Here is a 24,302-nt window from a genome sequence, read left to right as displayed (position 1 = left end):
AGATGCTGGCGTATATTTTTCGGCGACTGTTGCTGATCATCCCGACCCTGTTCGGCATCCTGCTGATCAACTTCGTGATCATCCAGGCCGCGCCCGGCGGCCCGGTGGAGCAGATGATCGCCAAGCTCGAAGGCTTCGAGGGCGCCACCAGCCGCATCGCCGGTGGCGGTGCCGAGGTCTCGGTGGCCGGTTCCGCCTATCGCGGCGCGCAAGGCCTGGACCCGGCGCTGATCAAGGAAATCGAGCACATGTACGGGTTCGACAAGTCGGCCCCGGAACGCCTGTGGATCATGGTCAAGAACTACGCGAAGCTGGACTTCGGTGACAGCTTCTTCCGCGACGCCAAGGTCATCGACCTGATCAAGGAAAAGATGCCGGTCTCCATCTCACTGGGGCTGTGGAGCACGCTGATCATGTACCTGGTGTCGATCCCGCTGGGGATCGCCAAGGCCACGCGGCATGGCAGTCACTTCGACGTCTGGACCAGTTCGGCGATCATCATCGGTTATGCGATTCCGGCGTTCCTGTTTGCGATCCTGCTGATCGTGGTGTTTGCCGGCGGCAGTTATCTGGACTGGTTCCCGTTGCGCGGGCTGACCTCGAACAACTTCGATGAGCTGAGCCTGGGCGGCAAGGTCCTCGACTACTTCTGGCACCTGGCGCTGCCGGTGACCGCGCTGGTGATCGGCAACTTCGCAACCATGACCCTGCTAACCAAAAACAGCTTCCTCGACGAGATCAACAAACAGTACGTAGTCACCGCCAAGGCCAAAGGCCTGACGCGCAATCGCGTGCTTTACGGCCACGTGTTCCGCAACGCCATGCTGCTGGTGATTGCCGGTTTCCCGTCGGCGTTCATCGGCATTTTCTTCACCGGCTCGTTACTGGTGGAAGTGATCTTTTCCCTCGACGGGCTCGGCCTGATGAGTTTCGAAGCGGCGATCAATCGCGATTACCCGGTGGTGTTCGGCACCCTGTTCATCTTCACCCTGCTGGGGCTGGTGGTGAAACTGATCGGCGACCTCACCTACACCCTGGTCGATCCGCGCATCGACTTCGCCAGCCGGGAGCATTGAGATGAACCTGTCCCCTCTCAACCGCCGCCGGTTCGAACTGTTCAAGGCCAACAAGCGTGGCTGGTGGTCGCTGTGGCTGTTCCTGATCCTGTTCGGGCTGAGCCTGGGCGCCGAGCTGATCGCCAACGACAAACCGCTGGTGGTGCACTACGACAACAACTGGTACTTCCCGGCGATCAAGCGCTACCCGGAAACCACCTTCGGCGGCGAATTCCCGCTGGAAGCCAACTACAAGAGCCCGTACATCCGCGAACTGCTCAAGGCCAAGGATGCGTGGGTCTTGTGGGCGCCGATTCCCTACAGCTACCAGAGCATCAACTACGACCTGAAAGTCCCGGCACCCGCGCCACCCTCGGCAGACAATCTGCTGGGCACCGACGATCAGGGCCGTGACGTGCTGGCACGGGTGATCTATGGCTTCCGTATTTCGGTCCTGTTCGCCCTGACGTTGACGGTATTGAGTTCGATCATCGGCGTGATTGCCGGGGCCTTGCAGGGTTTCTATGGCGGCTGGGTCGATCTGGCCGGGCAGCGCTTTCTGGAGATCTGGTCGGGGTTGCCGGTGCTGTACCTGCTGATCATTCTGGCCAGCTTCGTCCAGCCAAATTTCTGGTGGCTGCTGGGGATCATGCTGCTGTTCTCGTGGATGAGCCTGGTCGATGTGGTGCGTGCCGAGTTCCTGCGTGGGCGCAACCTCGAATACGTGCGCGCCGCACGGGCGCTGGGCATGCGCAACGGCGCGATCATGTTCCGCCACATCCTGCCTAACGCGATGGTCTCGACCATGACCTTCATGCCGTTCATCCTCACCGGCGCCATCGGCACCCTCACCGCTTTGGACTTCCTCGGCTTCGGCTTGCCGGCCGGCAGTCCGTCGCTGGGTGAACTGGTGGCTCAGGGCAAATCCAACCTGCAAGCGCCGTGGCTGGGCATGAGCGCGTTCGCCGTGCTGGCCCTGATGTTGAGCCTGCTGGTGTTTATCGGCGAGTCCGCTCGCGATGCCTTCGACCCGAGGAAGTGAAATGAATCAGGACAATCTGATCGAAGTGCGCGACCTGGCCGTCGAATTCGGTTTCGGCGAGCGCGTGCATCGCGTGGTCGAAGGCGTGAGTTTCGACATCAAACGCGGCGAAACCCTGGCACTGGTCGGCGAGTCCGGCTCGGGCAAATCGGTGACTGCGCACTCGATCTTGCGTTTGCTGCCCTACCCGATGGCCCGGCATCCGGCCGGCAGCATCAATTACGCCGGGCAGAATCTGCTGGGGCTGAGCGAGAAAACCATCCGCCACATCCGTGGCAACCGGATCGCGATGATCTTTCAGGAGCCGATGACCTCGCTCAACCCGCTGCACTCGATCGAGAAGCAGATCAACGAGATCCTCGGCATCCACAAGGGCCTGAGCGGCAAAGTCGCGACCAAGCGCACGCTGGAGCTGCTGGATATGGTCGGCATCCCCGAGCCGCACAAGCGCCTCAAGGCCCTGCCCCACGAATTGTCCGGCGGCCAGCGCCAGCGGGTGATGATCGCCATGGCGCTGGCCAACGAGCCGGAACTGCTGATCGCCGATGAACCGACCACTGCGCTGGACGTGACCGTTCAGCTGAAAATCCTCGATTTGCTCAAGGAACTTCAGGCTCGATTGGGCATGTCGCTGTTACTGATCAGTCACGATTTGAACCTGGTGCGAAGAATTGCGCATCGCGTATGTGTCATGCAGCGCGGTTGCATCGTCGAACAGGCATCGTGCGAAGAGCTGTTCCGTTCGCCGCAGCATCCGTACACTCGGGAATTGCTCGGCGCGGAGCCCAGCGGAGGCCCGGCGAGCAATAAAATCGGCGCGCCGCTGCTTGAGGTCGAGAACCTGAAAGTCTGGTTCCCGATCAAGAAAGGCCTGCTCAAGCGCACGGTGGATCACGTCAAGGCCGTGGACGGCATCAACTTCAGCCTGCCTCAGGGTCAGACTCTGGGGATTGTGGGGGAAAGCGGTTCCGGTAAATCCACGCTGGGTCTGGCGATTTTGCGGTTGATCGGCAGCAAAGGCGCGATCCGCTTTGAAGGTAAGCAGCTAGACTGCCTGACGCAGAATGAGGTTCGCCCGTTGCGTCGGGAGATGCAGGTGGTGTTTCAGGACCCGTTTGGCAGCCTGAGCCCACGGATGTGCGTGAGCGACATCGTTGGCGAAGGCCTGCGGATTCACAAGATGGGCACCGCAGCCGAACAGGAAGCGGCGATCATTGCGGCATTGAAGGAGGTAGGTCTGGATCCGGAAACCCGGCACCGCTACCCCCACGAGTTTTCCGGTGGGCAACGGCAACGTATCGCCATTGCCCGGGCTTTGGTGCTGAAACCGGCGCTGATCCTGCTGGACGAGCCGACCTCGGCGCTCGACCGGACGGTGCAGCGGCAAGTGGTGGAGCTGTTGCGTTCACTGCAAGCCAAGTACAACCTGACGTATTTGTTCATCAGCCATGACCTGGCTGTCGTCAAAGCGCTGAGCCACCAGTTGATGGTGGTCAAGCATGGCCAAGTGGTCGAACAGGGAGACGCGCAAGAAATCTTTGCCGCCCCTAAACATCCGTATACACAGCAGTTGCTGGAAGCCGCTTTTTTGGCACCAGCCACTGCGCAATAACCTGAAAGAGGAGCAACACATGGGTTTTCTCGCCGGTAAGCGCGTACTGATCGTCGGTGTCGCCAGCAAGCTGTCCATCGCATCCGGCATCGCTGCCGCCATGCATCGCGAGGGCGCTGAGCTTGCCTTCACTTATCAGAACGACAAACTCAAAGGTCGTGTTGAAGAATTCGCCCAAGGCTGGGGTTCGAGCCCTGAGCTGTGCTTCCCGTGCGACGTGGCCAGCGATGAAGAAATCGCCAAGGTCTTCGAAGCACTGAGCAAGAAGTGGGACGGCCTGGACTGCATCGTGCACTCCGTTGGTTTCGCCCCGGGCGACCAACTGGACGGCGACTTCACCGAAGCCACCACCCGTGACGGTTTCCGCATCGCTCACGACATCAGCGCCTACAGCTTCGTGGCCCTGGCCAAGGCGGGTCGCGAAATGATGAAAGGCCGCAATGGCAGCCTGCTGACCCTGTCGTACCTGGGCGCCGAGCGCACCATGCCGAACTACAACGTCATGGGCATGGCCAAGGCTTCGCTGGAAGCTGGCGTACGTTACCTGGCCGGCTCCCTGGGCCCGGACGGCACCCGCGTCAACTGCGTATCGGCTGGCCCGATCCGTACCCTGGCAGCGTCGGGCATCAAGAACTTCCGCAAGATGCTGGCCGCCAACGAAGCGCAAACCCCGCTGCGTCGCAACGTCACCATCGACGAAGTCGGCAATGCCGGCGCCTTCCTGTGCTCCGACCTGGCGTCGGGCATCAGCGGTGAAATCATGTACGTGGACGGCGGCTTCAACACCACCGCCATGGGCAACATCGAAGAGTAATCTTCGCTTAGCCAATAAAAAACCCGCCCATTGGCGGGTTTTTTTTTGCCTGCAATTTCTTGAACACCCGATAAACCTGTGGGAGTGAGCTTGCTCACGAAAAGGCCAGTACATTCAACATCGATTTCGCCTGACCGGACGCCTTCGCGAGCAAGCCCGCTCCCACACGGTGCTGCGCCGTACCCGGGCTTTGTGAACACTGGAGAAACCTGTGGGAGTGGGCTTGCTCACGAAGAGGCCGGAACATTCAACATTGATTTCGCCTGACCGGACGCCTTCGCGAGCAGGCTCGCTCCCACGGGATTTTGTGCCGTACCTGGATTTTGTGAACACTGGAGAAACCTGTGGGAGTGGGCTTGCTCACGAAGAGGCCAGTCCATTCAACATCGATTTCGCCTGGCCGGACGCCTTCGCGAGCAAGCCCGCTCCCACACGGTGCTGCGCCGTACCCGGGCTTTGTGAACACTGGAGAAACCTGTGGGAGTGGGCTTGCTCACGAAGAGGCCGGCACATTCAACATTGATTTCGCCTGACCGGACGCCTTCGCGAGCAAGCCCGCTCCCACGGGGTTTTGTGCCGTACCTGGACTTTATGAACACCCGACAAACCTGTGGGAGTGAGCTTGCTCACGAAGAGGCCAGTACATTCAACATCGATTTCGCCTGACCGGACGCCTTCGCGAGCAGGCTCGCTCCCACGAGGTTTTGTGCCGTACCTGGATTTTATGAACGCCCGATAAACCTGTGGGAGTGGGCTTGCTCACGAAGAGGCCGGCACGTTCAACATCAATTTCGCCTGCCCGGACGCCTTCGCGAGCAGGCTCGCTCCCACGGGGTCTTGTGCCGTACCTGGACTTTGTGAACACCCGATAAACCTGTGGGAGTGAGCTTGCTCACGAAAAGGCCAGTACATTCAACATCGATTTCGCCTGGCCGGACGCCTTCGCGAGCAGGCCCGCTCCCACAGGGTTTGGTGTCGTGCGCAAATGATCGGCATGCCATTGATCAATGTGGGAGCGAGCCTGCTCGCGAACGCGATGTGTCAGCCAACACGCCGGCAACTGACAGATTGCTTTCGCGAACAGGCTCGCGCCCGCTGGGGTTGGCCCTGGACGTGGGTCAGGCCAGTTCCAGTTCGCGCACCTCTTGCACTGGTGCGACCTCAAACCGATCTGCCAGAAACGGCGTGATGTCCAGGGGCAGCGCTTCGTGATTGACCAGTTTGTCCAGTAGCACCCCGGTAATCGCCGAGGTCAGGATGCCCGTGCGGAAGTGCCCGCAGGCATTCAGATAGCCCTCCACCCCACGCATCGGTCCGAGTATCGGCAGCTCATCCGGCGACCCCGGACGCAGACCGGCCCAGGTGCGTTTGAGATTGACGTCCTTGAGTTCCGGCAGGCAGCGCACTGCGCCCTGCACCAGTCCGGCGATTTCCGGGTAGGTGGTGGTGACGTCGAAGCCTTTGTCCTCGGTGGTGCTGCCGATCAGGATTTCACCGTTGTCCTTTTGCGCCACATAGCAATCGCTGGTGGTCAGGCAGCCGTTGAGGATCTTCGGCATGCGCTCGGTCAGCAGGATCTGGCCCTTGACCGGTTTCACCGGAATGCGCACCCCGGTGGCCCACTCGCTCAGGTCCGCCGCCCACGCACCGCCGGCGTTGATCAGGGTCTTGCAATGGAACACGCCCTCCTCGGCCGTCTGCACACCGGTCACACGGGTGCCGTGGTGCAACACGCCGGTGACGTTGGTGTTGACGTAAATGTCTACGCCATTTTGCCGCGCGCCTTCCATGTAGGCATCGGCGAGGCGGAACGGGCTGACCTGGTGATCGCAGAGGAACTCCAGCGCACCACGGGCCTCGTGGCTGACGCTCGGCTCGGCTTCGCGCAGCGCCGCCTGATCAAGCCAGCGCACCTGATCGGCGAGGTGCGGAATGCAGCCGACGATGTGCTCGGCGTAGAGCCGGTCTTCGTCGTCATAGATGACGAATTTCAGCCCGGTCTTTTCGAACTTGAAATCCATGCCGTGATTGTCTTTCAGCTCACGGTGCAACGCCGGGTACAGCGCGTTGGACTGCAAGGCGAAATCGAAGAACGACTCCGGCAGGATGTGCGGCGTACTGGCATCCACTGCCACGGCCGCACCCTGGGTTTCGCGCTTGCGATTGGCCGACATCATGCGGAAGAAAATCACCCCGCACCCCAGCCCCACCGACTCGCCGATGGCCCATAAACCACCCGCCGACGCACGGGTCGCATTGCCCGGGCGCTTGGCGTCGATCAGCGCGACCTTGAGGCCTTGGCGCTTGGACAATTGATAGGCGCAGGACGCCCCGATCACACCGCCGCCGGCAATGATCACGTCATAGAACTTACTCATGGGAAGCGGCCTCCGTGCCGACGGACTGGAACGCGGAAAAAGGAATCGGATCGATCGGGAAACGCGGGCGCAACCAGCCGACGTCCTTGCGCCCGGTGGCCTGGCGCAGGCGGTCGCTGCAATAGCCGACGCACATCCGCCCCTGACAATCGCCCATGCTCACCCGGGTACGCATCTTCAGGCTGGCGATGTCCTGCACGCCCTGCTCCAGCGCCAGATCGATGTCGGCGCGAGTGGCATGCTCACAGCGGCAGATCACTGTGTCAGCGGCCGGCAGCGCAGTCTGGCCGACACCGCGTTCGGTGTAGCGGTCCACTGCCGCGCGGAAACGCACGATGGTTTTCAGCTTGCTCAGGAAGCGGTCGCGACGCACCCGCGCCAGATCTTCTTCGATAATCTCGCGCTGGAGCAGGATCGAAGTCGCGGCGATCTTGCCGGCGAGCATCGCCGCTTCACCGCCGCGAATCCCGCCCATGTCGCCGGCCAGGTGCACGTGCGGCTCGTTGCTTTGCTGCCAGATATTCGAATTGGCGCGCAGGTAACCGTCGTCACTGAAGCCGTGATCCAGGCCCATTTGCTGACTGAGCTGGGTGCGCGGAATGAAGCCGTAGCCGACGGCGAGGGTCTTGGCTTCGAAGCGCTCGATGCGCGTCAGATCCGGCTCCCAGGTGGCCGAGTACGGTGCCACCGAGACGCTTTTCAGCTCACCGTCGCCGTGCGCTTCGACCACACCCCAGCCGTAGTTCATCGCGATGCCGTGCAGTTTCAGATAGGCGAGCATGCTCAGGCCATCGAGGAACAGCTGTGGTTTGTTCAGCAGCGCCAGGCTTTCGCGGGCAATCTTGCCGAACGCGCAGGCTTCATACACGCCCGCGACCTTGACGCCGGACGCATGCAACTGGGTGGCCACCAACGGCAGCAGCGGCCCGGTACCGGCGATGATCACCGGCCCCTGCGGTTTGACCACGCCACTTTTGATTTGCAGTTGCAGGCCGCCGAGCATGATCACTCCCGGCAGTGTCCAGCCGGGGAACGGCACGCTGCGCTCATGACAACCGGCAGCCAGCAACAGCTGCGGGTAGCCAATCTCGTGCAGTTGCTCGTCACCATCGAGCACCACCAGCGCCCGGGTGCCTTCGGCGCCAACCACGCGGTGGTTCAGGCGCACGTCGATCAGAGCGGCGTGTTCCTGGAAATCACCGTGCAGTTTGCCCAGTGCCTCGGAGTAGCGTGGCCCCAGATAGTCGAGCTGCACACCGTCGCGCAACGGCCCGCGATAGACCACACCGCCAAGGCGCGATGCTTCTTCGAGCAACGTGCAGCGCACCCCGTGGCGCGCCAGTTCGATGGCTGCCGCCATCCCCGCCGGGCCGCCGCCGACGATCACCGGTTGCTGGCTCATACGACCTCCTGCGCAGCGACGCGATTGACCTGGGTTTCGATCTGCATGCCGTCACGCACGACGGTCTGGCAGGCACGGCGCTTGTGCCGACCGTTGATTTTCACCAGGCAGCACTGGCACACGCCCATGCCGCAGTAGGCACCGCTGATCTGGTCATGATCATTGCGCGCAATCTGGCGCACGCCGATGGACTGGATGACGCTGAGGACGGTTTCGCCGATGGCGGCAGTCACCGCTTGGCCGTTGATGTGGACGGTCATATCCGCCTGGGTCAGGGGCTGGATATCGAAGGTTCTTTCTAGGCAGTGCATTGCAATGTTCATCCGTGAATGTTCGGTTGAGGTTGTGTCAGCTCCTTGCTGCACTACACCGTGTCGACTTTTATTGCTTTGATTGGGGCGTCGACGCGGGTACTTCGTCAGCGCAACGAGATGCGCGTGAAGCACTGTAGTTCATACCTCAGCAAAGGCCTGGATCATTTACGTTAGGCGAAATGAGCGAACGAAATATTGATCCAGGCCAGTGAAAGCGGTCGGATTGTTCAACGATCTCAGTTGGAGAAGACGAACTGCCCCTTGATCTTTTTCGAGCCCATGAAACCGAGGTCGGGAAACAGCAGGTTTTTCACCCAGGCCACGAAAAACACCATTGCCAGCGTGATGACCGCACCGACGATGACCGACACCGGGTCTTCGGCGTAATCCTTGAACAGCCGTGGCAACTGGCTGATCGAAAGCAGCATGTACACGGTGTAGGTCTGCGCCGAGTTGCGGTAAAAACCCCAGGCGAACAGCAGCGGCACACCGCCACCGAGCAATCCGAGGAAGATCGCAAAACCACTGCTGATGGTCAGCCCCAGTAGATAGCCGCCCAGCAGCCCGATCAACGCCTGCACGTAAATCAGCCCCAACAACACTTTGATCTTGCCGGCATGACGCTCAAGCAATTGCGGATCCGGGCGGGAGCCGATCCAGTAAGCCAGCACCTTGTCCTTGACCGCACCACCTGCCAGCGCCTGGAAGGTCTCGGTTTTCGAGCGCCCCGCCTCAAGCATCTGCATGGCCTGACGTTTGATTTCCTTCTTGTCCAACGTACTTTTCCTTAAATAGAGGGCTCGCGGTATGAAGCGCAGCGCTTCAGCCGCCGATTCTCGCCTTGTTGGACTGCAGAAAGCAAAAAGCCGCTTCCACCGTGAAGTGGAAGCGGCCGAGGCAATCGCCTCAGAGGGATCAGTGTACGAACAGGGCGATCAGGATGATGATCGGGATCGGCACGCCGAGGAAAAACAGCAGTAATGAGCGCATGGTGATTCTCCTTGCTTAACGGACTGGAGGCAGCGTGGTGGTAGTGGTTGCGTAGGTGTCGACTTCTACGTACTCGACCGCATCCCGGCGACGACCGCCGAAGGTAGCGGCGAGGCTCGCGAAGAACGCACCGGCAAGCAGCGCGATGAACATCCACAACGAAGTCCAGGCAGCGACTTTGGCAGCGGTGTCGGCAGCCTGTTGGGCTTTGACTTTGGCGTCGGCAATGGCTTTCTGGGTGCGGGCATAGACTTCATCGACACGACGTTCGGCGTCGGCCTGACTCAGGTTGGTCCGTTGGGCGACCAGTTGCGCGAGATAGGTACGGTCTTCAGGGCTGAGTTGGCCGTTGGCCAGGCTCTGGGCGAAGATCCGGGTCACGGCGCCATGGGCGGCGTCATCGCTGACGGATGCCGGGCGATCATCGCGGAACAGGCTGTCGACGAAGTAACCGTACTGGTCGCTGCTGGTGTTCGCAGCAGCGGTACCGGCCGCTTGAGTCACGGCAGCTGCGGCGCCACCGGCCACACTGGCACCGGCCTGCACACCGCCACTGATCACACTGCTGACCGAGCCGACCACCAGCACCGCGGTCACCAGCGTGGCCACGCACCAGGAAAGGAAACCATGGGCGGTATCACGGAAATACACTTCATCACCGTGCATGTTGGCCCACTTCACCCGCAGGCGACCGGCAATGTAGCCGCCAAGGCCCGACGCGATGATTTGCGTCGCCGCCAGCCAGACAATCGTCGAAATCCCCAGGCTCTTGGCGCTGACGCCCTCCCCGGCCCAGGGTGAAACGGCAGAAAATCCCAAACCGAAGCCGAGCAGCACCAAAATCATCGACAGTGCTGCGGCCGCCGCTGCGCCCGCGAAAATCGCGCCCCAGGACACGCCTGACACGTTGCTCGATTCTCCTTCGAAGGCAGGATAAAACCCATCAGAGGATCTATTCATTGTTGTAGTGCTCCAGGCATGAAAAATGGTGTTACAACTCGTCATCAGAGGAATTGCAGCGACCGTGCCATCTATCAACTTTAAATAAATTCTTATTTTTCAACAGGTTAAAAAGACTGAACTTCTAGAATCATTGCAATTTGCAACAAAGCACTGAAAGCAGCGGGTTTTATGCATTGGCACAAGGCGAGTCATTTGCGCTTGTAGCTTTTGTTTCCGCTTGGCGTCAGGCAATACACGCCGCCACGCGGCCCGGTGCAGAATGAGCCGGTACCGCAGGTGCAGCCATCATCGCTTTGCAGAAATTGCTGTGAGCGCGCCTGGCCCTTGATTCCGAACATTGCCGCGCAACTCTTCTTCGAACCACTGATGGAGCCGTCGTTGCACAAAAACAGATCGCCGTCGCAGCGATCGATGCCGCCCTTCTTCCCGGAACACGGTGTGTTGCCGGCCAGGGTTGCAGTGCTCAGCAGCATCAGCAACAAACCGGTGATCGGCATCCAGCCGCGGCGAATCGAAGTACGCACGGAACCACTCCTGTCGAAAATTATGGCCAGATGATATCAATGATCGCGGAAATAATTCCGCAGCCTTGGCAAATCGCAGCTAAAACATGAAAGTTAATTTAAAGCGTCACGGAAAATACTTGGCAAAATGCTGCCATTCCGTTTGAACCGATCAAGGCCTGCCCTATGACTCGTATTTTGACCATCGAAGACGACGCCGTGACTGCCCGTGAAATCGTCGCCGAACTCAGCAGCCACGGCCTGGAGGTGGACTGGGTCGACAATGGCCGCGAAGGCCTGGACCGTGCCGTCAGCGGCAACTACGACCTGATCACCCTCGATCGCATGCTGCCCGAACTCGATGGCCTGGCCATCGTCACCACCCTGCGCACCATGGGCGTGGCCACGCCAATTCTGATGATCAGCGCGCTCTCCGATGTCGATGAACGTGTGCGTGGCCTGCGCGCTGGCGGTGATGACTACCTGACCAAGCCGTTCGCCACCGACGAAATGGCGGCGCGCGTGGAAGTGCTGCTGCGCCGCCAGAACAGCGTCGCCACTCAGGCCACCACGCTGCAGGTCGCCGACCTCGAACTGGACTTGATCAGCCACGAAGCGCGCCGCGCCGAACAGGTGCTGACACTGCTGCCGACCGAATACAAGCTGCTGGAATTCCTCATGCGCAACAGCGGACAGATTCTGTCGCGGATGATGATTTTCGAAGAGGTCTGGGGTTATCACTTCGACCCGGGCACCAACCTGATCGACGTGCACATCGGTCGTCTGCGCAAGAAGATCGACGCGGCGGGCAATGTTCCGCTGATTCGCACGGTACGGGGCTCGGGTTATGTCATTGCCGAACCCGTCTGACGGCTGGCGTTCCTCCAGCAGCCGTTTGCTGGCGCTGTACAGTTCACTGTTCGTGGCGTGGAGCGCGATCCTCATGGGGGTCATGTATTTCGAGGTCTCCGGTTACCTCGACAACCTCGCCAAGCATTCGTTGATGCAGCGTCAGCATCTGTTTTCGCACTTTCGCGGTGAGCAACTGGAAGAAGCGCTCGCCGCCAGCATGACCTTCGACATCCGCGGCATCGACGCCTATGGCCTGTTCGACGCCCAGGGCGTGTACCTCGGCGGTGCGCTGCAGCAACTGCCCGAAGGCCTGCCGCTGGACGGCAAGATCCACACTCTGGATGACTGCGCTGACTCCGACGACCCGACCCTGCCCGCCGACAGTTGCGACGCGGTGGCGACCCAGACCCGTGACGGTCGCTGGCTGGTGTTGCTGCGCGACAACGGTTCGCTGTTCGCGGTGACGCGGATCATTCTGCATGCGTTGTTCTGGGGCGTGTCGCTGACGATTCTGCCGGGGATTGCCGGTTGGCATCTGCTGCGCCGCCGACCGATGCGCCGCATCCGCGCCATTCAGGACAGCGCCCAGGCGATTGTCGCCGGCGACCTGACCCACCGTTTGCCGCTGTCCAATCGCCGCGATGAACTGGACATGCTCGCCGCCATCGTCAACGCCATGCTCGATCGCATCGAACGGCTGATGCATGAAGTCAAAGGTGTGTGCGACAACATCGCCCACGACTTGCGCACGCCGCTGACGCGTTTGCGCGCGCAGTTATATCGCATGCAGCAACAGGCGGGCGAAGGCTCACAGGAAGCCGCGCAACTGGATCTGGTGCTGGCCGAGGCGGATACGTTAATGGCGCGGTTTCGCGGGTTGCTGCGGATTTCCGAGCTGGAAGACCGCCAGCGCCGCTCAGGGTTTATCGAACTCGATCCGGTGCAGTTGCTGGAAGAGTTGCATGAGTTTTACCTGCCGCTCGCCGAGGAAGGCGAACTGCTGTTCGTGTTGAACATGCCGGAAACCCTGCCACGCCTGAACGGTGACCGGGCGCTGCTGTTTGAGGCGCTGGCGAATCTGTTGAGCAACTCGATCAAGTTCACCCCGACTGGCGGGACTGTGATCTTGCGTGGCGTGAATAACGGCGGGCATACGCGGATCGAGGTCCACGATTCCGGGCCGGGGATTCCCGAAGCCGAGCGTGAGGCAGTGTTCCAGCGTTTTTATCGGGCCGAAGGTGGACAACCGCAAAGTGGCTTTGGCCTGGGACTGTCGATTGTCGCGGCGATTGTCAGCCTGCATGGCTTCAATCTTGAGGTGGGCAGCAGTGAGCTGGGGGGCGCGAAACTGGTGCTGGATTGTCGGCAGAGTTTGATCGCCAATACCTGACAGGACATGGCCCCCCTATGGTAATCGTCGCACCGCCGCTCCCATAGGGGGATCTTTGTCACCTCACGCGGGGTAGTTCGCCCGCAGCGCCTCAAGACCACCCTGGTAGATGCCGCTGAACAACGCCACCACTTCCTCATCGCTCACGCCTTTGGCGGTAAAACGCCCCGACCACGTCACGCGAGCGCCCTGTCCATGGCTTTCAACCTTGAGGGTCGCCAGATAGTCAGTGGCCGGAAACGGCGCCTGTTCAATCGAATAGCTGTAGGTCTTCGCTGCGTTGTCGAACGCTTGCAGACGCTCGATGACTACGCCGCCATCGGCGGTTTGCAGGGTGCGCACGCGCCCGCCTTCGCTCAGTTCACTCTTGGGAATGAACGGCAGCCAGTCCGGCAGCGTGTTGAAGCCGCCGATCAATTGCCAGACCTGATCGGCCGAGGCCGGGATGTCGATGGTTGCAGATGCAGTTGCCATAAATAAACGTTGCTCCAGAAAGATTCGGGGTCAGATCGCCATGCTGTCGACGACGCCGCCATCGACCCGCAGGGCCGCGCCGGTGGTGGCCGAAGACAGCGGCGAAGCGATGTAGGTGACCAGATGCGCGACTTCTTCGACATCGGCCACGCGCTGGATGATCGAGGTCGGGCGGGCCTTTTGTACAAAGGCGTCAGCCTCATCACGCAGGCTGCGCCCGGACTCGGCCGCAGCGCCTTTGAGCATCTGCTCCAGGCCATCGGTGAAGGTCGGCCCCGGCAGAATGGCATTGACCGTGACGCCAGTGCCGGCCAGCCGTTTGGCCAGACCATGGGACACCGCGAGGTTAGCGCTTTTGGTCACGCCATAGTTGAGCATGTCGGCCGGCGTCGCCACACCGGATTCAGAAGACAGGAAAATCACCCGGCCCCAGCCCTGCTCGACCATCGCCGGCACGTAATGCCGCGACAGGCGCACGCCGGAAATCACGTTGACCTCGTAGAAACGTGTCCACTCACTGTCCGGGGTATCGAAGAAATCCACCGCGTCGAAGATCCCGAGGTTGTTCACCAGAATGTCTGCGCGCGGTTCGGCGGCGAAGAGTTTTTCAGCACCTTCGGCGGTGCCCAGATCGGCCGTCAGACCGCGCAACTGTGCACCTGGCACTTTCTGCCGAATGCTCGCCAGTGCCTGTTCGACCTTGGCCGTTTCGCGACCGATCACCACTACGGTGGCGCCGGCCTCGGCCAGCGACTGACTGATGCCCAGACCAATGCCGGCGGTGCTGCCGCTGACGATTGCGAGTTTTCCACTCAGATCGATTTTCATGCTTTCACCTCATCGATTGGCAACGGTGCACGTTCGGACACCAGTTTTGCGTCGCGCAGGGCCTGCCAGAAACCGGCCGGAATCGTGGCCGACAATGCTGCGACATCTTCAGCAATGCGCCCCGGCTTGCTCGCACCGGGAATCACCGCTGCCACTACCGGGTTGGCCAGCGAAAATTGCAGGGCGGCGGCTTTTACATCGACGTTAAACGTAGCGGCGATGCGTTTGATCTGCTCGACCTTGGCGATGATCTGCGGGCTGGCCTTCTGGTATTCGAAGTGCGCGCCGCCGGCCAGGATCCCCGAGCTGTAAGGGCCGCCGACCACGATCTCGACGTTCTGCGCCAGCGCCGCGTCCATCAGACGTTGTAGCGCACGCTCGTGATCAAGCAAGGTGTAGCGCCCGGCGAGCAGGAAGCCATCGGGCTGCGCTTCCGCAAGGTCGAGGGTCAATTCGCACGGCTCGACCTTGTTCACACCCAAACCCCAGCCCCTGATCACGCCTTCCTCGCGCAGGCGGGTGAGGACTTTGAAGGCCCCGGTGCGGGCCTGATTGAAGTACTCCAGCCACTGATCGCCGTAGAAATCCTGAGCGATGTCGTGAACCCAGACGATGTCCAGGCGATCGGTCTGCAGGCGTTTGAGGCTGTCTTCGATCGAGCGCAGCGTGGCGTCGGCGCTGTAATCGTTGACGATCTTGTTCGGCCGACCGTGTTCGAACACCCCGCTTTTTTCGCCCAGGTCGCGGGCGGCGGCGTCCTCGACTTCATCGAGAATCACCCGGCCGACTTTGCTGCTCAATACGTAGTCATCGCGGTGGTATTGCTTGAGCGCCTCGCCCAAGCGGATTTCCGACAGGCCCGAGCCGTAGAACGGCGCGGTGTCGAAGTAGCGTACGCCGGCGTCCCACGCGGCGTGCACGGTGGCTTGCGCTTCGTCTTCAGGGATGGCGCGGAACATGTTGCCCAGTGGCGCAGTGCCGAAGCCCAGTTGGCCAGGCAGTTTGTCTTTCAAACTCATTGAGGAGTCCTCGTAGGTGTCTGGGTCTGTGTGACCGTTGGGCAGATCCTAGATTGCGGCGCCGAGACCGTCCAAGACATAATGTGCAGCACTTGAGTCCCTATAGGTCTTACATGATCGACATCCGCCAATTGCGCTACTTCGTCGCCGTCGCCGAAGAAGAACACGTCGGCCGCGCCGCCGAACGGCTGCACATTTCCCAGTCGCCACTGAGCCGGCAGATCGCCCAGCTCGAAGAGCGCCTGGGCCTGACGCTGTTCGAACGCAGTCAGCAGCGCATCCGCCTGACTCGCGATGGCCAGACTTTCCTCGCCGAAACTCGCGCCCTGTTGACTCACGCCAGTCGCCTGGAATCCCTCGGCAAACGCCTGGGCCGCGGTGAAGAAGGCGGCCTGTGCATCGGCTACAGCGAGAACGCCATGCACGCCGGGGTGTTGCCCAATGCGCTGCGGGTGTTGCGGGTCGATCGGCCGAATGTGCATGTCGCGCTGTACAACCTGAGCGCCGCTGAACAACTCGAAGGCCTGCGTCAGCGTAGTCTCGATATCGCCCTGGTGAGTGAGCCGCCGACCGATGACGATCCGGACCTTTTGGGCTTTCAGGTGCTGGACGATCCGATGCTGCTGGCGCTCCCCGAACAGCATCCACTGGCCCGGCTGGCGGTGCTGCGTCCGGCGGATCTGGCCGATCAGGAGTGGATCGGCGTGCAATCGCGTCAGGGCGCAAGCGACGAGTTTGTCAGTGCCTGCATCCGCGCCGGGTTCACTCCGGATGTGCGCATGCAGGCCACCGAACCATTCACCGCGTTGGGGCTGGTGGCGTCCGGGCTGGGGATCGCGATGATTCAGAAAGGCCTGAGCCACAACGCACCACCCGGTGTGATCCTGCGCGAAGTGCCGTGGCTGGCGTTCACCACACCGTTGTGGGCGGCGTGGCACCGGATCAATTTGCGGCCGTTGGTGGAGACCTTCCGCAAAGTCCTGACCGCCCCCGCAGACCAGCACACACTCCCCTGCAGGAATGAGCCTGCTCGCGATGGCGCCGACACATCCAACATCATCAGCGACTGACACACCGCCTTCGCGAGCAGGCTCGCTCCCACATGGGGCCGGCGCTGCGCCAGCGTCCCTGACACCACCCAATTAAAACCGTGGGAGCGGGCTTGCTCGCGAAGAGGCCATATCAGCCACTTCATATGCTGACTGACACCCCGCCTTCGCGAGCAAGCCCGCTCCCACATGGGGCCGGCGCTGCGCCAGCGTCCCTGACACCACCCAATTAAAACCGTGGGAGCGGGCTTGCTCGCGAAGAGGCCATATCAGCCACTTCATATGCTGCCTGACACTCCGCCTTCGCGAGCAAGCCCGCTCCCACATGGGGCCGGTGCTGTGCCAGTACCCCTGACACCACCCAATTAAAATTGTGGGAGCGGGCTTGCTCGCGAAGAGGCCATGTCAGCCACCTCATATGCTGACTGACACTCCGCCTTCGCGAGCAAGCCCGCTCCCACGGGTACAGCGCTACCACTGGCGATCTACACTCAGGGGACGAGCGATCTGCCGTGAGGTGCCCATGAAGATGTCTGCGCAAATGATCGTGGTCGCGGTGCTCGCCACCCTCGCCTACCTGGGCCTTGCGGTGTGGGGCATTGGCGGGCCGGCGGTATTCTTTGCCCACGGGGCGCTGGTGGTGATTGCGCTGGCAACCGTGCTGATGGTGGTGGCGTCACTGTTCACCGATGTGAACATGAGCTCCGGCGAGCGTGAGGATCGCGCCAATCGTTGGGTGATTCCGGCGTTCGCGATGATCGGGTTGGTCAGCGGTTTTCTGCCGGCGTATTGCGACCGCGTCGACTTCTGGACCTTCGGCGCCGAAGGTGTGCGATGGCTCGGTGCCTTGCTGTTTATCGTCGGTGGTGCGCTACGACTGTGGCCGGTGTTTGTGCTGGGCCGGCGGTTCAGCGGGCTGGTGGCGATTCAACCGGGCCATCGCCTGGTCACTGACGGCATTTACAGACGCCTGCGCAATCCGAGCTATCTGGGGCTGGTGGTCAACGCGATGGGCTGGGGGCTGGCGTTTCGTTCCAGCGTCGGGTTGATTCTGGCGGCGCTGACACTGATCCCGCTGATCGCCCGCATCCACTCGGAAGAGGCACTGCTGCGTGGCCAGTTCGGCGCTGAGTACGATGCCTATTGCGCGCGCAGCTGGCGGTTATTGCCGGGGGTTTACTGACCTGAGGTCACCGCAAATCCCTGTGGGAGCGAGCCTGCTCGCGAATGCGGTGGATCAGTCGACATCGCCTGCCACTGACAGACCGCATTCGCGAGCAAGCCCGCTCCCACACGGGCTGTTTTGTGTCAGCTTTTTTGCAGGTGCAATTGACCTTTGCCGTCGACGGTAACGCTGAGCGCTTCGTAACTGCCGACGGTCGCATGGCTGGTTTCGAGGGGATGCTGGTGCGTCGTGGTGATGATCATCAGCGCTGCGCCCGCCGCTTCTGCTGCCTGGATGCCAACGGTGGCGTCTTCGAAAATCAGGCAGTCGCCAGGTTCGACCCCAAGGCGCTTCGCCGCCAGGCGATAACCGGCCGGATCAGGTTTACCGACGCTCACATCCTCAGCAGTGATCATCACCGCAGGCTCGGCAATCCCCGCCGCCGCCATCCGGCGCAAGGCCAGATCCCGTGGCGCCGACGTCACCATGGCCCAGCGCCCGGCGGGCAGGCTGGCGAGAAACGCGGCAGCGCCGGGAATCTGCACAATCCCTTGCACGTCGTCGATTTCCGCCTGGGCAATGAACGCCGCTTGCGCCTCGGCGTCCACTCCCGGCAGGTTCAGGCGGCGGATGGTGTCGATGGCGCGCACACCGTGGATGGTCGGCAGAAACGTCTCGACATCAACCCCGTGGCGCTCTGCCCACGCGGCCCAGACCCGCTCGGCAGCGGCGATGGAGTTGAGGACGGTGCCGTCCATGTCTAACAGGAACGCGCCGAACGCGCGGTCGAAGACGTTATCGTGAGCAGACAAAAGGTCGCATCCTTTGAAAGACTTGGCAGATTGGCCGGGCAATGTAGCATTTTTGCCCGGCGATTCGACCTGCCACTTCAGTGCAGGCGCGGAGCCTTGGACTTGAACGCGCTGTCCACGCAGTCGAGCAACTGGCCGATAGCCCAGGGCTTCTTGATAAACGCCACCGGATGCTTGACCCCGGACGTCTCCGGGGTTTCATAACCGGACATGACCATCACCGGTTTGTCCGGCCAGCGCTCGCCGACCAGATTGGCCAGCCCAGCGCCATTGATCTCACCGGGCATGGTGATGTCAGTCAGCAGCAAGGCCACCTCGGGCGCGTGCTCTTCCAGATACAGCTTGGCGTCATCCGCGCTGGTCCGCGGTTCGACCACAAAACCTTCCTCCTGAAGAATTTCGCAGAGAAACTCCAGAATCAACGGATCGTCCTCAACCACTAGAATCAACCCGCCAGGAAGGTGCGCGCTCGACGTCGGTATTGGACTCATGAACTGGCACTCCCTGAATTGCATTAACGATTTAGCGGCTCGAATCCGCTGCTTATCTGGTATGAGCAGCGCGACCTGCATAAATTCATTTTTGATACAGGTCTTTTCTTAACAGTGCTGAGCGGCCTTGGGCGACAAGCGTTCGGCAGGCGGTTTTTGTGGTTAAAATGCCGGCCCTTTTGCTTGCCGACCGTGACTGATGAACCCTGAAGCCCTCGCCACCCTCCGCGCCCATCTGCTGCCTGCACTCGCCACGGCACCGAGCGAAACCCGCCGCCTGTTCCATGGGCGCGGACGTTGCTGGCCGGGGCTGGAGCAACTGACGGTGGACTGGCTGCAAGGCGTGGTGCTGGTCTCACTGTTCAAGGAACCAGCGCCGGAGCAGCTCGAGGCGCTCAAGCAATTGCTGCTCGACATCAGCACCTCGGCGCAGTGGCAACAGTGCGGCGCCCACACTTTGCTGCTGCAACATCGCTACTTGCCGCAAAGCACCGCCGAATGGCTGCTGGGGGATGAGATCGACGAGATGAGCATCGTCGAGGGCGGCTTGCAGTACCGCGTCGATCTCGGTCGCAAGCAGAATGCCGGGCTGTTTCTCGACATGCGCTACGGGCGCAACTGGGTCCGCGAGCAGGCGGCTGGCAAACGGGTGCTTAACCTGTTTGCCTACACCTGCGGCTTTTCCGTGGCCGCGATCGAAGGCGGCGCCAGCCATGTGGTCAATCTGGACATGTCCCGCGCCGCCCTCAGCCGTGGCCGCGACAATCATCGCTTGAACGGGCATGACCTGAGCAAGGTGAGTTTTCTCGGCCACGACCTGTTCAAGTCCTGGGGCAAGGTGATCAACAGCGGCCCGTACGACCTGGTGATCATCGACCCGCCGTCGTTCCAGAAAGGCAGTTTCCTGCTGACCAAGGATTACCAGCGGGTGCTGCGCCGCCTGCCGGAATTGCTGACGCCACAAGGCTCGGTGCTGGCGTGCATGAATGACCCCTCGTTCGGTTCGGACTTTCTGATTGATGGCGTGACTCAGGAAGCACCCAGCTTGCGCTTCGAGCAGCGGCTGGAGAATCCGCCGGAGTTTGCGGATGTTGATCCGCAGAGTGGCCTTAAAGCCTTGGTCTTCAAACGCACGGAATGACCTGACACCCCGATAACCCATGTGGGAGCGAGCCTGCTCGCGAATGCGGTGGGTCAGCCAGGATTTCATCAACTGACAGAACGCTTTCGCGAGCAGGCTCGCTCCCACAAGGGGAATTGTGGGGGTTCAGGAGGCGTGGGGGCGCAGCACCAGCGCAAACAGCTCGCCATGCCCGTTCACATTGAGCTTGTGATAAAGATTGCGCCGATGCACCTTCACCGTCTCCGGCGAAATGCCCATCTGCTGAGCGATGGCCTTGCTGGAGAAACCCTGCAGAATCAGCCGCGCGGTATCGACTTCGCGCGCGGTCAGGCGCGCATCGAAGCGGTCGAGCAAGGTCGCCAGGTCCCCCGCCACAGGTTCGGCGCCCGCCCCTTGCGGCGGCAACAGTTGCACATGGCGACGCATCGCTGCCAGCACCCAGTCGCGCACACACAGCAAGCGCCCCTGCTCGGCCAGATCGAAAGCGGTCGAGCGCCCCAGTGACAAGCCAAGCACGCCGCCTTCGAGGTTGATCATGAACTGCAACTCGTCCTCGCCCACCACCGAACGGAAATAACTCTGGTAATACTCGCTGTGCAGAAACTGGTCCGGCGCCACCGAGGCCAGGCTGTGCAAGCCGTCGGCAATGCCGGTCGAAGCGGTTTGGTAAAACGGATCGAGCAGGTACATCCCGGCGCTGTAGCTGGCCAGTTCCTCCTGCTCATCGGCGCGCCCCTTGCTGTCGAAATCGATCAGTAATCGTGGCGCCTGCCCCGTCTTCATCAACGCCACCAGCGCATTGTCCAGCGGCACCAGCAGCCGCAACGTGTCCACCAGCGCGCGCCAGAAAGCGTCCTGGCCGACCGCGGCAAATACCCGCGCCAGACTTTGATGCACCGGCAACTCCTGCAACAACGCGTCCACGCACTACCCCTTTTGAGTAACCCATGATGGGAATGGGTCAGGCGTGACCGGCCCGATAGGCTGAGCACTCCCGATCATCACCGGCCTGCCGCAGGCCAGGAGTGCCGCATCATGCGTTGTCACCGTGGCTATATCAACTTGGGCCTGCTGGCCTGCATCAGCGTCGCAGGCGCCGCCAGTGCCGCCGATGCACCGAGCGTGCACGTCTACAACTGGTACGACTACATCGGCCCCACGACCCTGGCTGACTTCAAGCGCGACAGCGGCATTCAACCGGTCTACGACACCTTCGACAGCGCCGAGGTGCTCGAAGGCAAACTGCTGACCAGTCGCAGCGGTTACGACGTGGTGGTGGCGAGCAACTACAGTTTGCCGACGCTGATCAAGGCCGGCGCCCTCGCCCCGCTGCCGCGCGATCAACTGCCGGGCTGGAAGAATCTGGACAACGACCTGCTGAGCAAACTGGCCAATAACGACCCCGGCAATCAATACGCCGTGCCGTACCTGTGGGGCACCAACGGCATCGGTTACAACGTCGACAAGGTTCGCGCCGCCCTCGGTGACAAGGCGCCGGTGGATTCCTGGGACCTGGTGTTCAACGAAGAGAACCTCGCCAAGCTTGGCCAGTGCGGTGTGGCGATGCTCGATTCGCCGTCGGAAATGCTCCCGGTGGCCCTGCACTACCTCGGGTTGCCGCCCAACAGCACCCGCCCCGAGGACTACCAGAAAGCCGAAGCGCTGCTGCTCAAACTGCGCCCGCACATTGCCTACTTCAACTCGTCGAAATTCATCAGCGACCTGTCCAACGGCAACATCTGCGTGGCCGTGGGCTGGTCCGGCGCGATGCTCGAAGCCAAGACCAATGCCGAGCAGGCCAACAACGGCGTGAAGATCGCCTACAGCCTTCCCAAGGAAGGCGCGCCGGTGTGGTTCGACACGCTGGTGCTGCTCAAGGATGCGCCGAACCGCGCTCAGGGCCTGGCATTCATCGACTACCTGCTGCGCCCGGAAGTGATCGCGCCAGTCAGTGATCACCTGTCGTATCCAAACGGCAATCGCGCCGCGACGCCACTGGTGGCCGAAGCCACTCGTGATAACCCGGCGGTGTATCCGTCCGCCACCGCGATGGCCACGTTGTACACCCTCGAACCGCTGCCTAAAGCCACCGAGCGGGTGCGCACGCGGGTGTGGAGCAAGGTCAAGAACGGCCAGTAGACCCACCACTATTTCCCTTGTGGGAGCGGTGAACAATCCAGCAACTTTAGAGAGACAGAATTCGATGAAACCCCGTGCACGTGACCTCAATATCCGCATCGGCCAATTAGAACCCGGCCCGCTCAACGCCATCACCGACGTCCCCGGCGTGCGCGTCGGCCACAGTAATGTGCGCGGGCGCAGCGATGCCGGACGCGACATCTGCACCGGCGTCACCGTGATCGAACCGCGTCGCGGCTCGACCAACCAGCAACCGTGTTTCGCCGGGGTGCACGTGCTCAATGGCAATGGCGATGCCACCGGCCTTGAGTGGATTCGCGAGGCCGGGCTGCTGACCAGTCCGATCGCCTTCACCAACACCCACAGCCTTGGCGTGGTGCGCGATGCGTTGATTGCACTGGATCGCCAGCAGCAACCAGACGACGGCCGACTCTACTGGAACATGCCGGTGGTGCTGGAGACGTTCGATGGCTTGCTCAACGACATCAATGGTTTCCACGTGCGCCCCGAGCATGTCGCCGAGGCGCTGAATGACGCGCATGACGGTGCCGTCGAAGAAGGTGCAGTCGGCGGCGGCAGCGGCATGATCTGTCATGAATTCAAGGGCGGGATCGGCAGCGCATCGCGCCGTTTGAACAGCGCGCAAGGCGGATGGACGGTGGGGGCGATTGTCCAGGCCAACCATGGGATTCGCAGCGAGTTGCGGGTCGACGGTTATCCGGTAGGTCGTTACATGGAGCAGGTGGATTCGCCGTTCCTGCGCGCGGCGCTGCCACACCCGGGCATGGGTTCGATCGTGGTCTGCCTGGCCACCGATGCCCCGCTGCTGCCGCATCAGTGCACGCGTCTGGCGCAACGGGCCAGCCTCGGCCTGGCGCGCAGCGGCGGCGGCAACGAAGACCACAGCGGAGACATCTTCATCGCCTTCGCCACCGGCAATGATCACGTCCCGCCCGCCGCGTATGAAGGCAAAGGTGCACCCACCTGCGACGGTTTGCGCATGGTCAACAACGACCACATCAGCGAGTTGTTCCTGGCTGCCACCGAAGCGGTAGAAGAGGCGATCATTAACGCCCTGCTCGCCAGCGACAGCACCGCAGGCAACGGGCATGCGGTGCCGGGGCTGGACAAGGAAACCTTGCTCGCCGCCCTTGCCAGGGCAGGCTGGCCCGGCACCCGCTGACATTAAGATGCCCAGTGGGAGCGAGCCTGCTCGCGAAAGCGGTCTGTCAGTTGGTAATCAGTTCAACGTCATGGGCGCCTTCGCGAGCAGGCTCGCTCCCACCCAGAACCGGGAATATCCGGACACCTAGTTTATAAGCCGTCTGCAGATGCACCAGCGGATCACTCGACTCCGATTCCAGCAGCAACGTCGAACTCTGCACCGTCGCCCCGCTGTAATCGAAAATGCCGTGCTCGATCTGCGCTTTCATCGCCGCGCCATAGCCGTGGCGTTCAAACGCCCCGGCGTCCGCCCCTCCCAGCCCGACCAAGTGCACCCGCAGTCGCTGCAGCTTCTTCACATGCTTCTGGTCACTGCCGTAATCGAACGCCCAGCCATTGCTGAACACCCGATCGATCCAGCCCTTGAGCAGCGCCGGCATCGACCACCAGTACACCGGGAACACCAGCACCAGCGCGTCGGCGCGGTCAATTCGCGCATGCTCGGACTGCACGTCGGCGGGCGGATGCGCTTCGCGGTGATGCACGGCAAAATCCGCTGCGCCGAAAACCGGCTGGAAACCTTCGGCGTACAAATCAGCGATTTCAAAGGTATTGGCGGAGTCGGCCAGGGTCAGGCCCTCGGCAATCTGCGTCGCCACGCTGTGCGTCAGCGAACGCGGTTGGTGATGCGCAATAACAATCAATGCGTGCATGGGGATTCTC

The 24,302-nt window shown here is 61.6% G+C and carries 25 protein-coding genes; 12 read left to right on the top strand and 13 right to left on the bottom strand.

Annotated elements, in window-relative coordinates:
* The first annotated feature begins 2 nt into the window (after window positions 1-2).
* The 4 genes from AC1UK9_RS11600 to fabI are packed head-to-tail and all read left to right on the top strand — an operon-like array spanning window position 3 to window position 4,523.
* A complete protein-coding gene (locus AC1UK9_RS11600; protein WP_025109088.1) occupies window positions 3-1,076 on the top strand; it encodes a microcin C ABC transporter permease YejB in 1,074 nt (357 codons plus the stop codon).
* A 1-nt stretch (window position 1,077) separates the two neighbouring features.
* A complete protein-coding gene (locus AC1UK9_RS11595; protein ID WP_025109087.1) occupies window positions 1,078-2,097 on the top strand; it encodes an ABC transporter permease in 1,020 nt (339 codons plus the stop codon).
* Between the two features lies 1 nt (window position 2,098).
* Window positions 2,099-3,709 carry an ABC transporter ATP-binding protein gene (locus AC1UK9_RS11590; protein ID WP_473015292.1) on the top strand — a complete coding sequence of 537 codons (1,611 nt, stop codon included), beginning with the start codon at window positions 2,099-2,101 and terminating at the stop codon, window positions 3,707-3,709.
* Between the two features lie 19 nt (window positions 3,710-3,728).
* Window positions 3,729-4,523: an enoyl-ACP reductase FabI gene (gene fabI / locus AC1UK9_RS11585; protein WP_007910591.1), complete on the top strand. Its 795-nt coding sequence runs from the start codon at window positions 3,729-3,731 to the stop codon at window positions 4,521-4,523.
* A gap of 1,118 nt (window positions 4,524-5,641) precedes the next feature.
* On the opposite strand, the gene hcnC is transcribed toward fabI, so the two are convergent.
* From hcnC to AC1UK9_RS11565, 4 genes are all read right to left on the bottom strand, one after another.
* Window positions 5,642-6,901: a cyanide-forming glycine dehydrogenase subunit HcnC gene (gene hcnC / locus AC1UK9_RS11580; protein ID WP_482580124.1), complete on the bottom strand. Its 1,260-nt coding sequence runs from the start codon at window positions 6,899-6,901 to the stop codon at window positions 5,642-5,644.
* Complete coding sequence (hcnB, locus tag AC1UK9_RS11575; protein ID WP_025109084.1) at window positions 6,894-8,303, bottom strand: cyanide-forming glycine dehydrogenase subunit HcnB; 1,410 nt, start codon at window positions 8,301-8,303, stop codon at window positions 6,894-6,896. Before hcnB ends, hcnC begins: the two co-directional genes overlap by 8 nt.
* The gene (locus AC1UK9_RS11570; protein ID WP_025109083.1) at window positions 8,300-8,614 is read right to left on the bottom strand and encodes a (2Fe-2S)-binding protein; all 315 of its coding nucleotides are present in this window, start codon (window positions 8,612-8,614) and stop codon (window positions 8,300-8,302) included. Before AC1UK9_RS11570 ends, hcnB begins: the two co-directional genes overlap by 4 nt.
* Window positions 8,615-8,853: 239 nt before the next feature.
* Window positions 8,854-9,393 (bottom strand): hypothetical protein, encoded by a 540-nt coding sequence (locus tag AC1UK9_RS11565; RefSeq protein WP_025109082.1) that lies wholly within the window; start codon window positions 9,391-9,393, stop codon window positions 8,854-8,856.
* A gap of 31 nt (window positions 9,394-9,424) precedes the next feature.
* Here AC1UK9_RS11565 and AC1UK9_RS11560 point away from each other — a divergent pair, with 31 nt between their 5' ends.
* Window positions 9,425-9,598 carry a hypothetical protein gene (locus AC1UK9_RS11560; RefSeq protein ID WP_157836051.1) on the top strand — a complete coding sequence of 58 codons (174 nt, stop codon included), beginning with the start codon at window positions 9,425-9,427 and terminating at the stop codon, window positions 9,596-9,598.
* Window positions 9,599-9,622: 24 nt separating this feature from the next.
* On the opposite strand, the gene AC1UK9_RS11555 is transcribed toward AC1UK9_RS11560, so the two are convergent.
* Together AC1UK9_RS11555 and AC1UK9_RS11550 are read right to left on the bottom strand one after the other, a co-directional pair.
* Window positions 9,623-10,567 (bottom strand): hypothetical protein, encoded by a 945-nt coding sequence (locus tag AC1UK9_RS11555; protein ID WP_482580123.1) that lies wholly within the window; start codon window positions 10,565-10,567, stop codon window positions 9,623-9,625.
* 191 nt (window positions 10,568-10,758) lie between these two features.
* Entirely contained in the window at window positions 10,759-11,094 is a 336-nt protein-coding gene (locus AC1UK9_RS11550) for a YdcA family protein (protein ID WP_025109080.1), read from the bottom strand.
* Between the two features lie 165 nt (window positions 11,095-11,259).
* Here AC1UK9_RS11550 and AC1UK9_RS11545 point away from each other — a divergent pair, with 165 nt between their 5' ends.
* On the top strand, window positions 11,260-11,943 hold the full coding sequence (locus AC1UK9_RS11545) for a response regulator transcription factor (protein ID WP_003223938.1): 684 nt from the start codon (window positions 11,260-11,262) through the stop codon (window positions 11,941-11,943).
* Window positions 11,921-13,315 (top strand): sensor histidine kinase, encoded by a 1,395-nt coding sequence (locus AC1UK9_RS11540; protein WP_025109079.1) that lies wholly within the window; start codon window positions 11,921-11,923, stop codon window positions 13,313-13,315. Before AC1UK9_RS11545 ends, AC1UK9_RS11540 begins: the two co-directional genes overlap by 23 nt.
* Window positions 13,316-13,378: 63 nt before the next feature.
* Here the strand turns inward: AC1UK9_RS11540 and AC1UK9_RS11535 are convergent, their stop codons facing one another.
* The 3 genes from AC1UK9_RS11535 to AC1UK9_RS11525 are packed head-to-tail and all read right to left on the bottom strand — an operon-like array spanning window position 13,379 to window position 15,636.
* Complete coding sequence (locus AC1UK9_RS11535; protein WP_473015286.1) at window positions 13,379-13,789, bottom strand: SRPBCC family protein; 411 nt, start codon at window positions 13,787-13,789, stop codon at window positions 13,379-13,381.
* 30 nt (window positions 13,790-13,819) lie between these two features.
* A complete protein-coding gene (locus AC1UK9_RS11530; RefSeq protein ID WP_025109077.1) occupies window positions 13,820-14,617 on the bottom strand; it encodes an SDR family NAD(P)-dependent oxidoreductase in 798 nt (265 codons plus the stop codon).
* The gene (locus AC1UK9_RS11525; RefSeq protein WP_482580121.1) at window positions 14,614-15,636 is read right to left on the bottom strand and encodes an aldo/keto reductase; all 1,023 of its coding nucleotides are present in this window, start codon (window positions 15,634-15,636) and stop codon (window positions 14,614-14,616) included. Before AC1UK9_RS11525 ends, AC1UK9_RS11530 begins: the two co-directional genes overlap by 4 nt.
* A 113-nt stretch (window positions 15,637-15,749) precedes the next feature.
* Between AC1UK9_RS11525 and AC1UK9_RS11520 the strand changes: the two genes are divergently transcribed.
* Together AC1UK9_RS11520 and AC1UK9_RS11515 are read left to right on the top strand one after the other, a co-directional pair.
* Complete coding sequence (locus AC1UK9_RS11520; RefSeq protein WP_473015284.1) at window positions 15,750-16,706, top strand: LysR substrate-binding domain-containing protein; 957 nt, start codon at window positions 15,750-15,752, stop codon at window positions 16,704-16,706.
* A gap of 502 nt (window positions 16,707-17,208) precedes the next feature.
* Window positions 17,209-17,868, top strand: coding sequence for a methyltransferase family protein (locus AC1UK9_RS11515; protein ID WP_482580120.1), 660 nt, complete (start codon window positions 17,209-17,211; stop codon window positions 17,866-17,868).
* A gap of 125 nt (window positions 17,869-17,993) precedes the next feature.
* Here AC1UK9_RS11515 and AC1UK9_RS11510 read toward each other — a convergent pair whose 3' ends face one another.
* On the bottom strand, window positions 17,994-18,662 hold the full coding sequence (locus tag AC1UK9_RS11510; protein ID WP_482580118.1) for an HAD-IA family hydrolase: 669 nt from the start codon (window positions 18,660-18,662) through the stop codon (window positions 17,994-17,996).
* Window positions 18,663-18,739: 77 nt separating this feature from the next.
* Complete coding sequence (locus AC1UK9_RS11505; RefSeq protein WP_025109072.1) at window positions 18,740-19,153, bottom strand: response regulator; 414 nt, start codon at window positions 19,151-19,153, stop codon at window positions 18,740-18,742.
* Window positions 19,154-19,352: 199 nt separating this feature from the next.
* Between AC1UK9_RS11505 and AC1UK9_RS11500 the strand changes: the two genes are divergently transcribed.
* Entirely contained in the window at window positions 19,353-20,294 is a 942-nt protein-coding gene (locus tag AC1UK9_RS11500; protein WP_482580116.1) for a class I SAM-dependent methyltransferase, read from the top strand.
* A 126-nt stretch (window positions 20,295-20,420) separates the two neighbouring features.
* Here the strand turns inward: AC1UK9_RS11500 and AC1UK9_RS11495 are convergent, their stop codons facing one another.
* Window positions 20,421-21,200, bottom strand: coding sequence for a helix-turn-helix transcriptional regulator (locus AC1UK9_RS11495; RefSeq protein WP_482580115.1), 780 nt, complete (start codon window positions 21,198-21,200; stop codon window positions 20,421-20,423).
* A 111-nt stretch (window positions 21,201-21,311) separates the two neighbouring features.
* Between AC1UK9_RS11495 and AC1UK9_RS11490 the strand changes: the two genes are divergently transcribed.
* Window positions 21,312-22,415, top strand: a complete 1,104-nt coding sequence (locus tag AC1UK9_RS11490) for a polyamine ABC transporter substrate-binding protein (RefSeq protein WP_025109069.1) — start codon at window positions 21,312-21,314, stop codon at window positions 22,413-22,415.
* A 64-nt stretch (window positions 22,416-22,479) separates the two neighbouring features.
* On the top strand, window positions 22,480-23,598 hold the full coding sequence (locus AC1UK9_RS11485; RefSeq protein WP_482580113.1) for a DmpA family aminopeptidase: 1,119 nt from the start codon (window positions 22,480-22,482) through the stop codon (window positions 23,596-23,598).
* A gap of 46 nt (window positions 23,599-23,644) precedes the next feature.
* Here the strand turns inward: AC1UK9_RS11485 and AC1UK9_RS11480 are convergent, their stop codons facing one another.
* Window positions 23,645-24,292: an NAD(P)H-dependent oxidoreductase gene (locus AC1UK9_RS11480; protein WP_482580112.1), complete on the bottom strand. Its 648-nt coding sequence runs from the start codon at window positions 24,290-24,292 to the stop codon at window positions 23,645-23,647.
* Between the last annotated feature and the right edge of the window lie 10 nt (window positions 24,293-24,302).

The sequence above is a fragment of the Pseudomonas sp. AK-TSAG1-1 genome (genome assembly GCF_056821665.1).
This window is presented reverse-complemented; position numbering and strand designations above follow the sequence as displayed.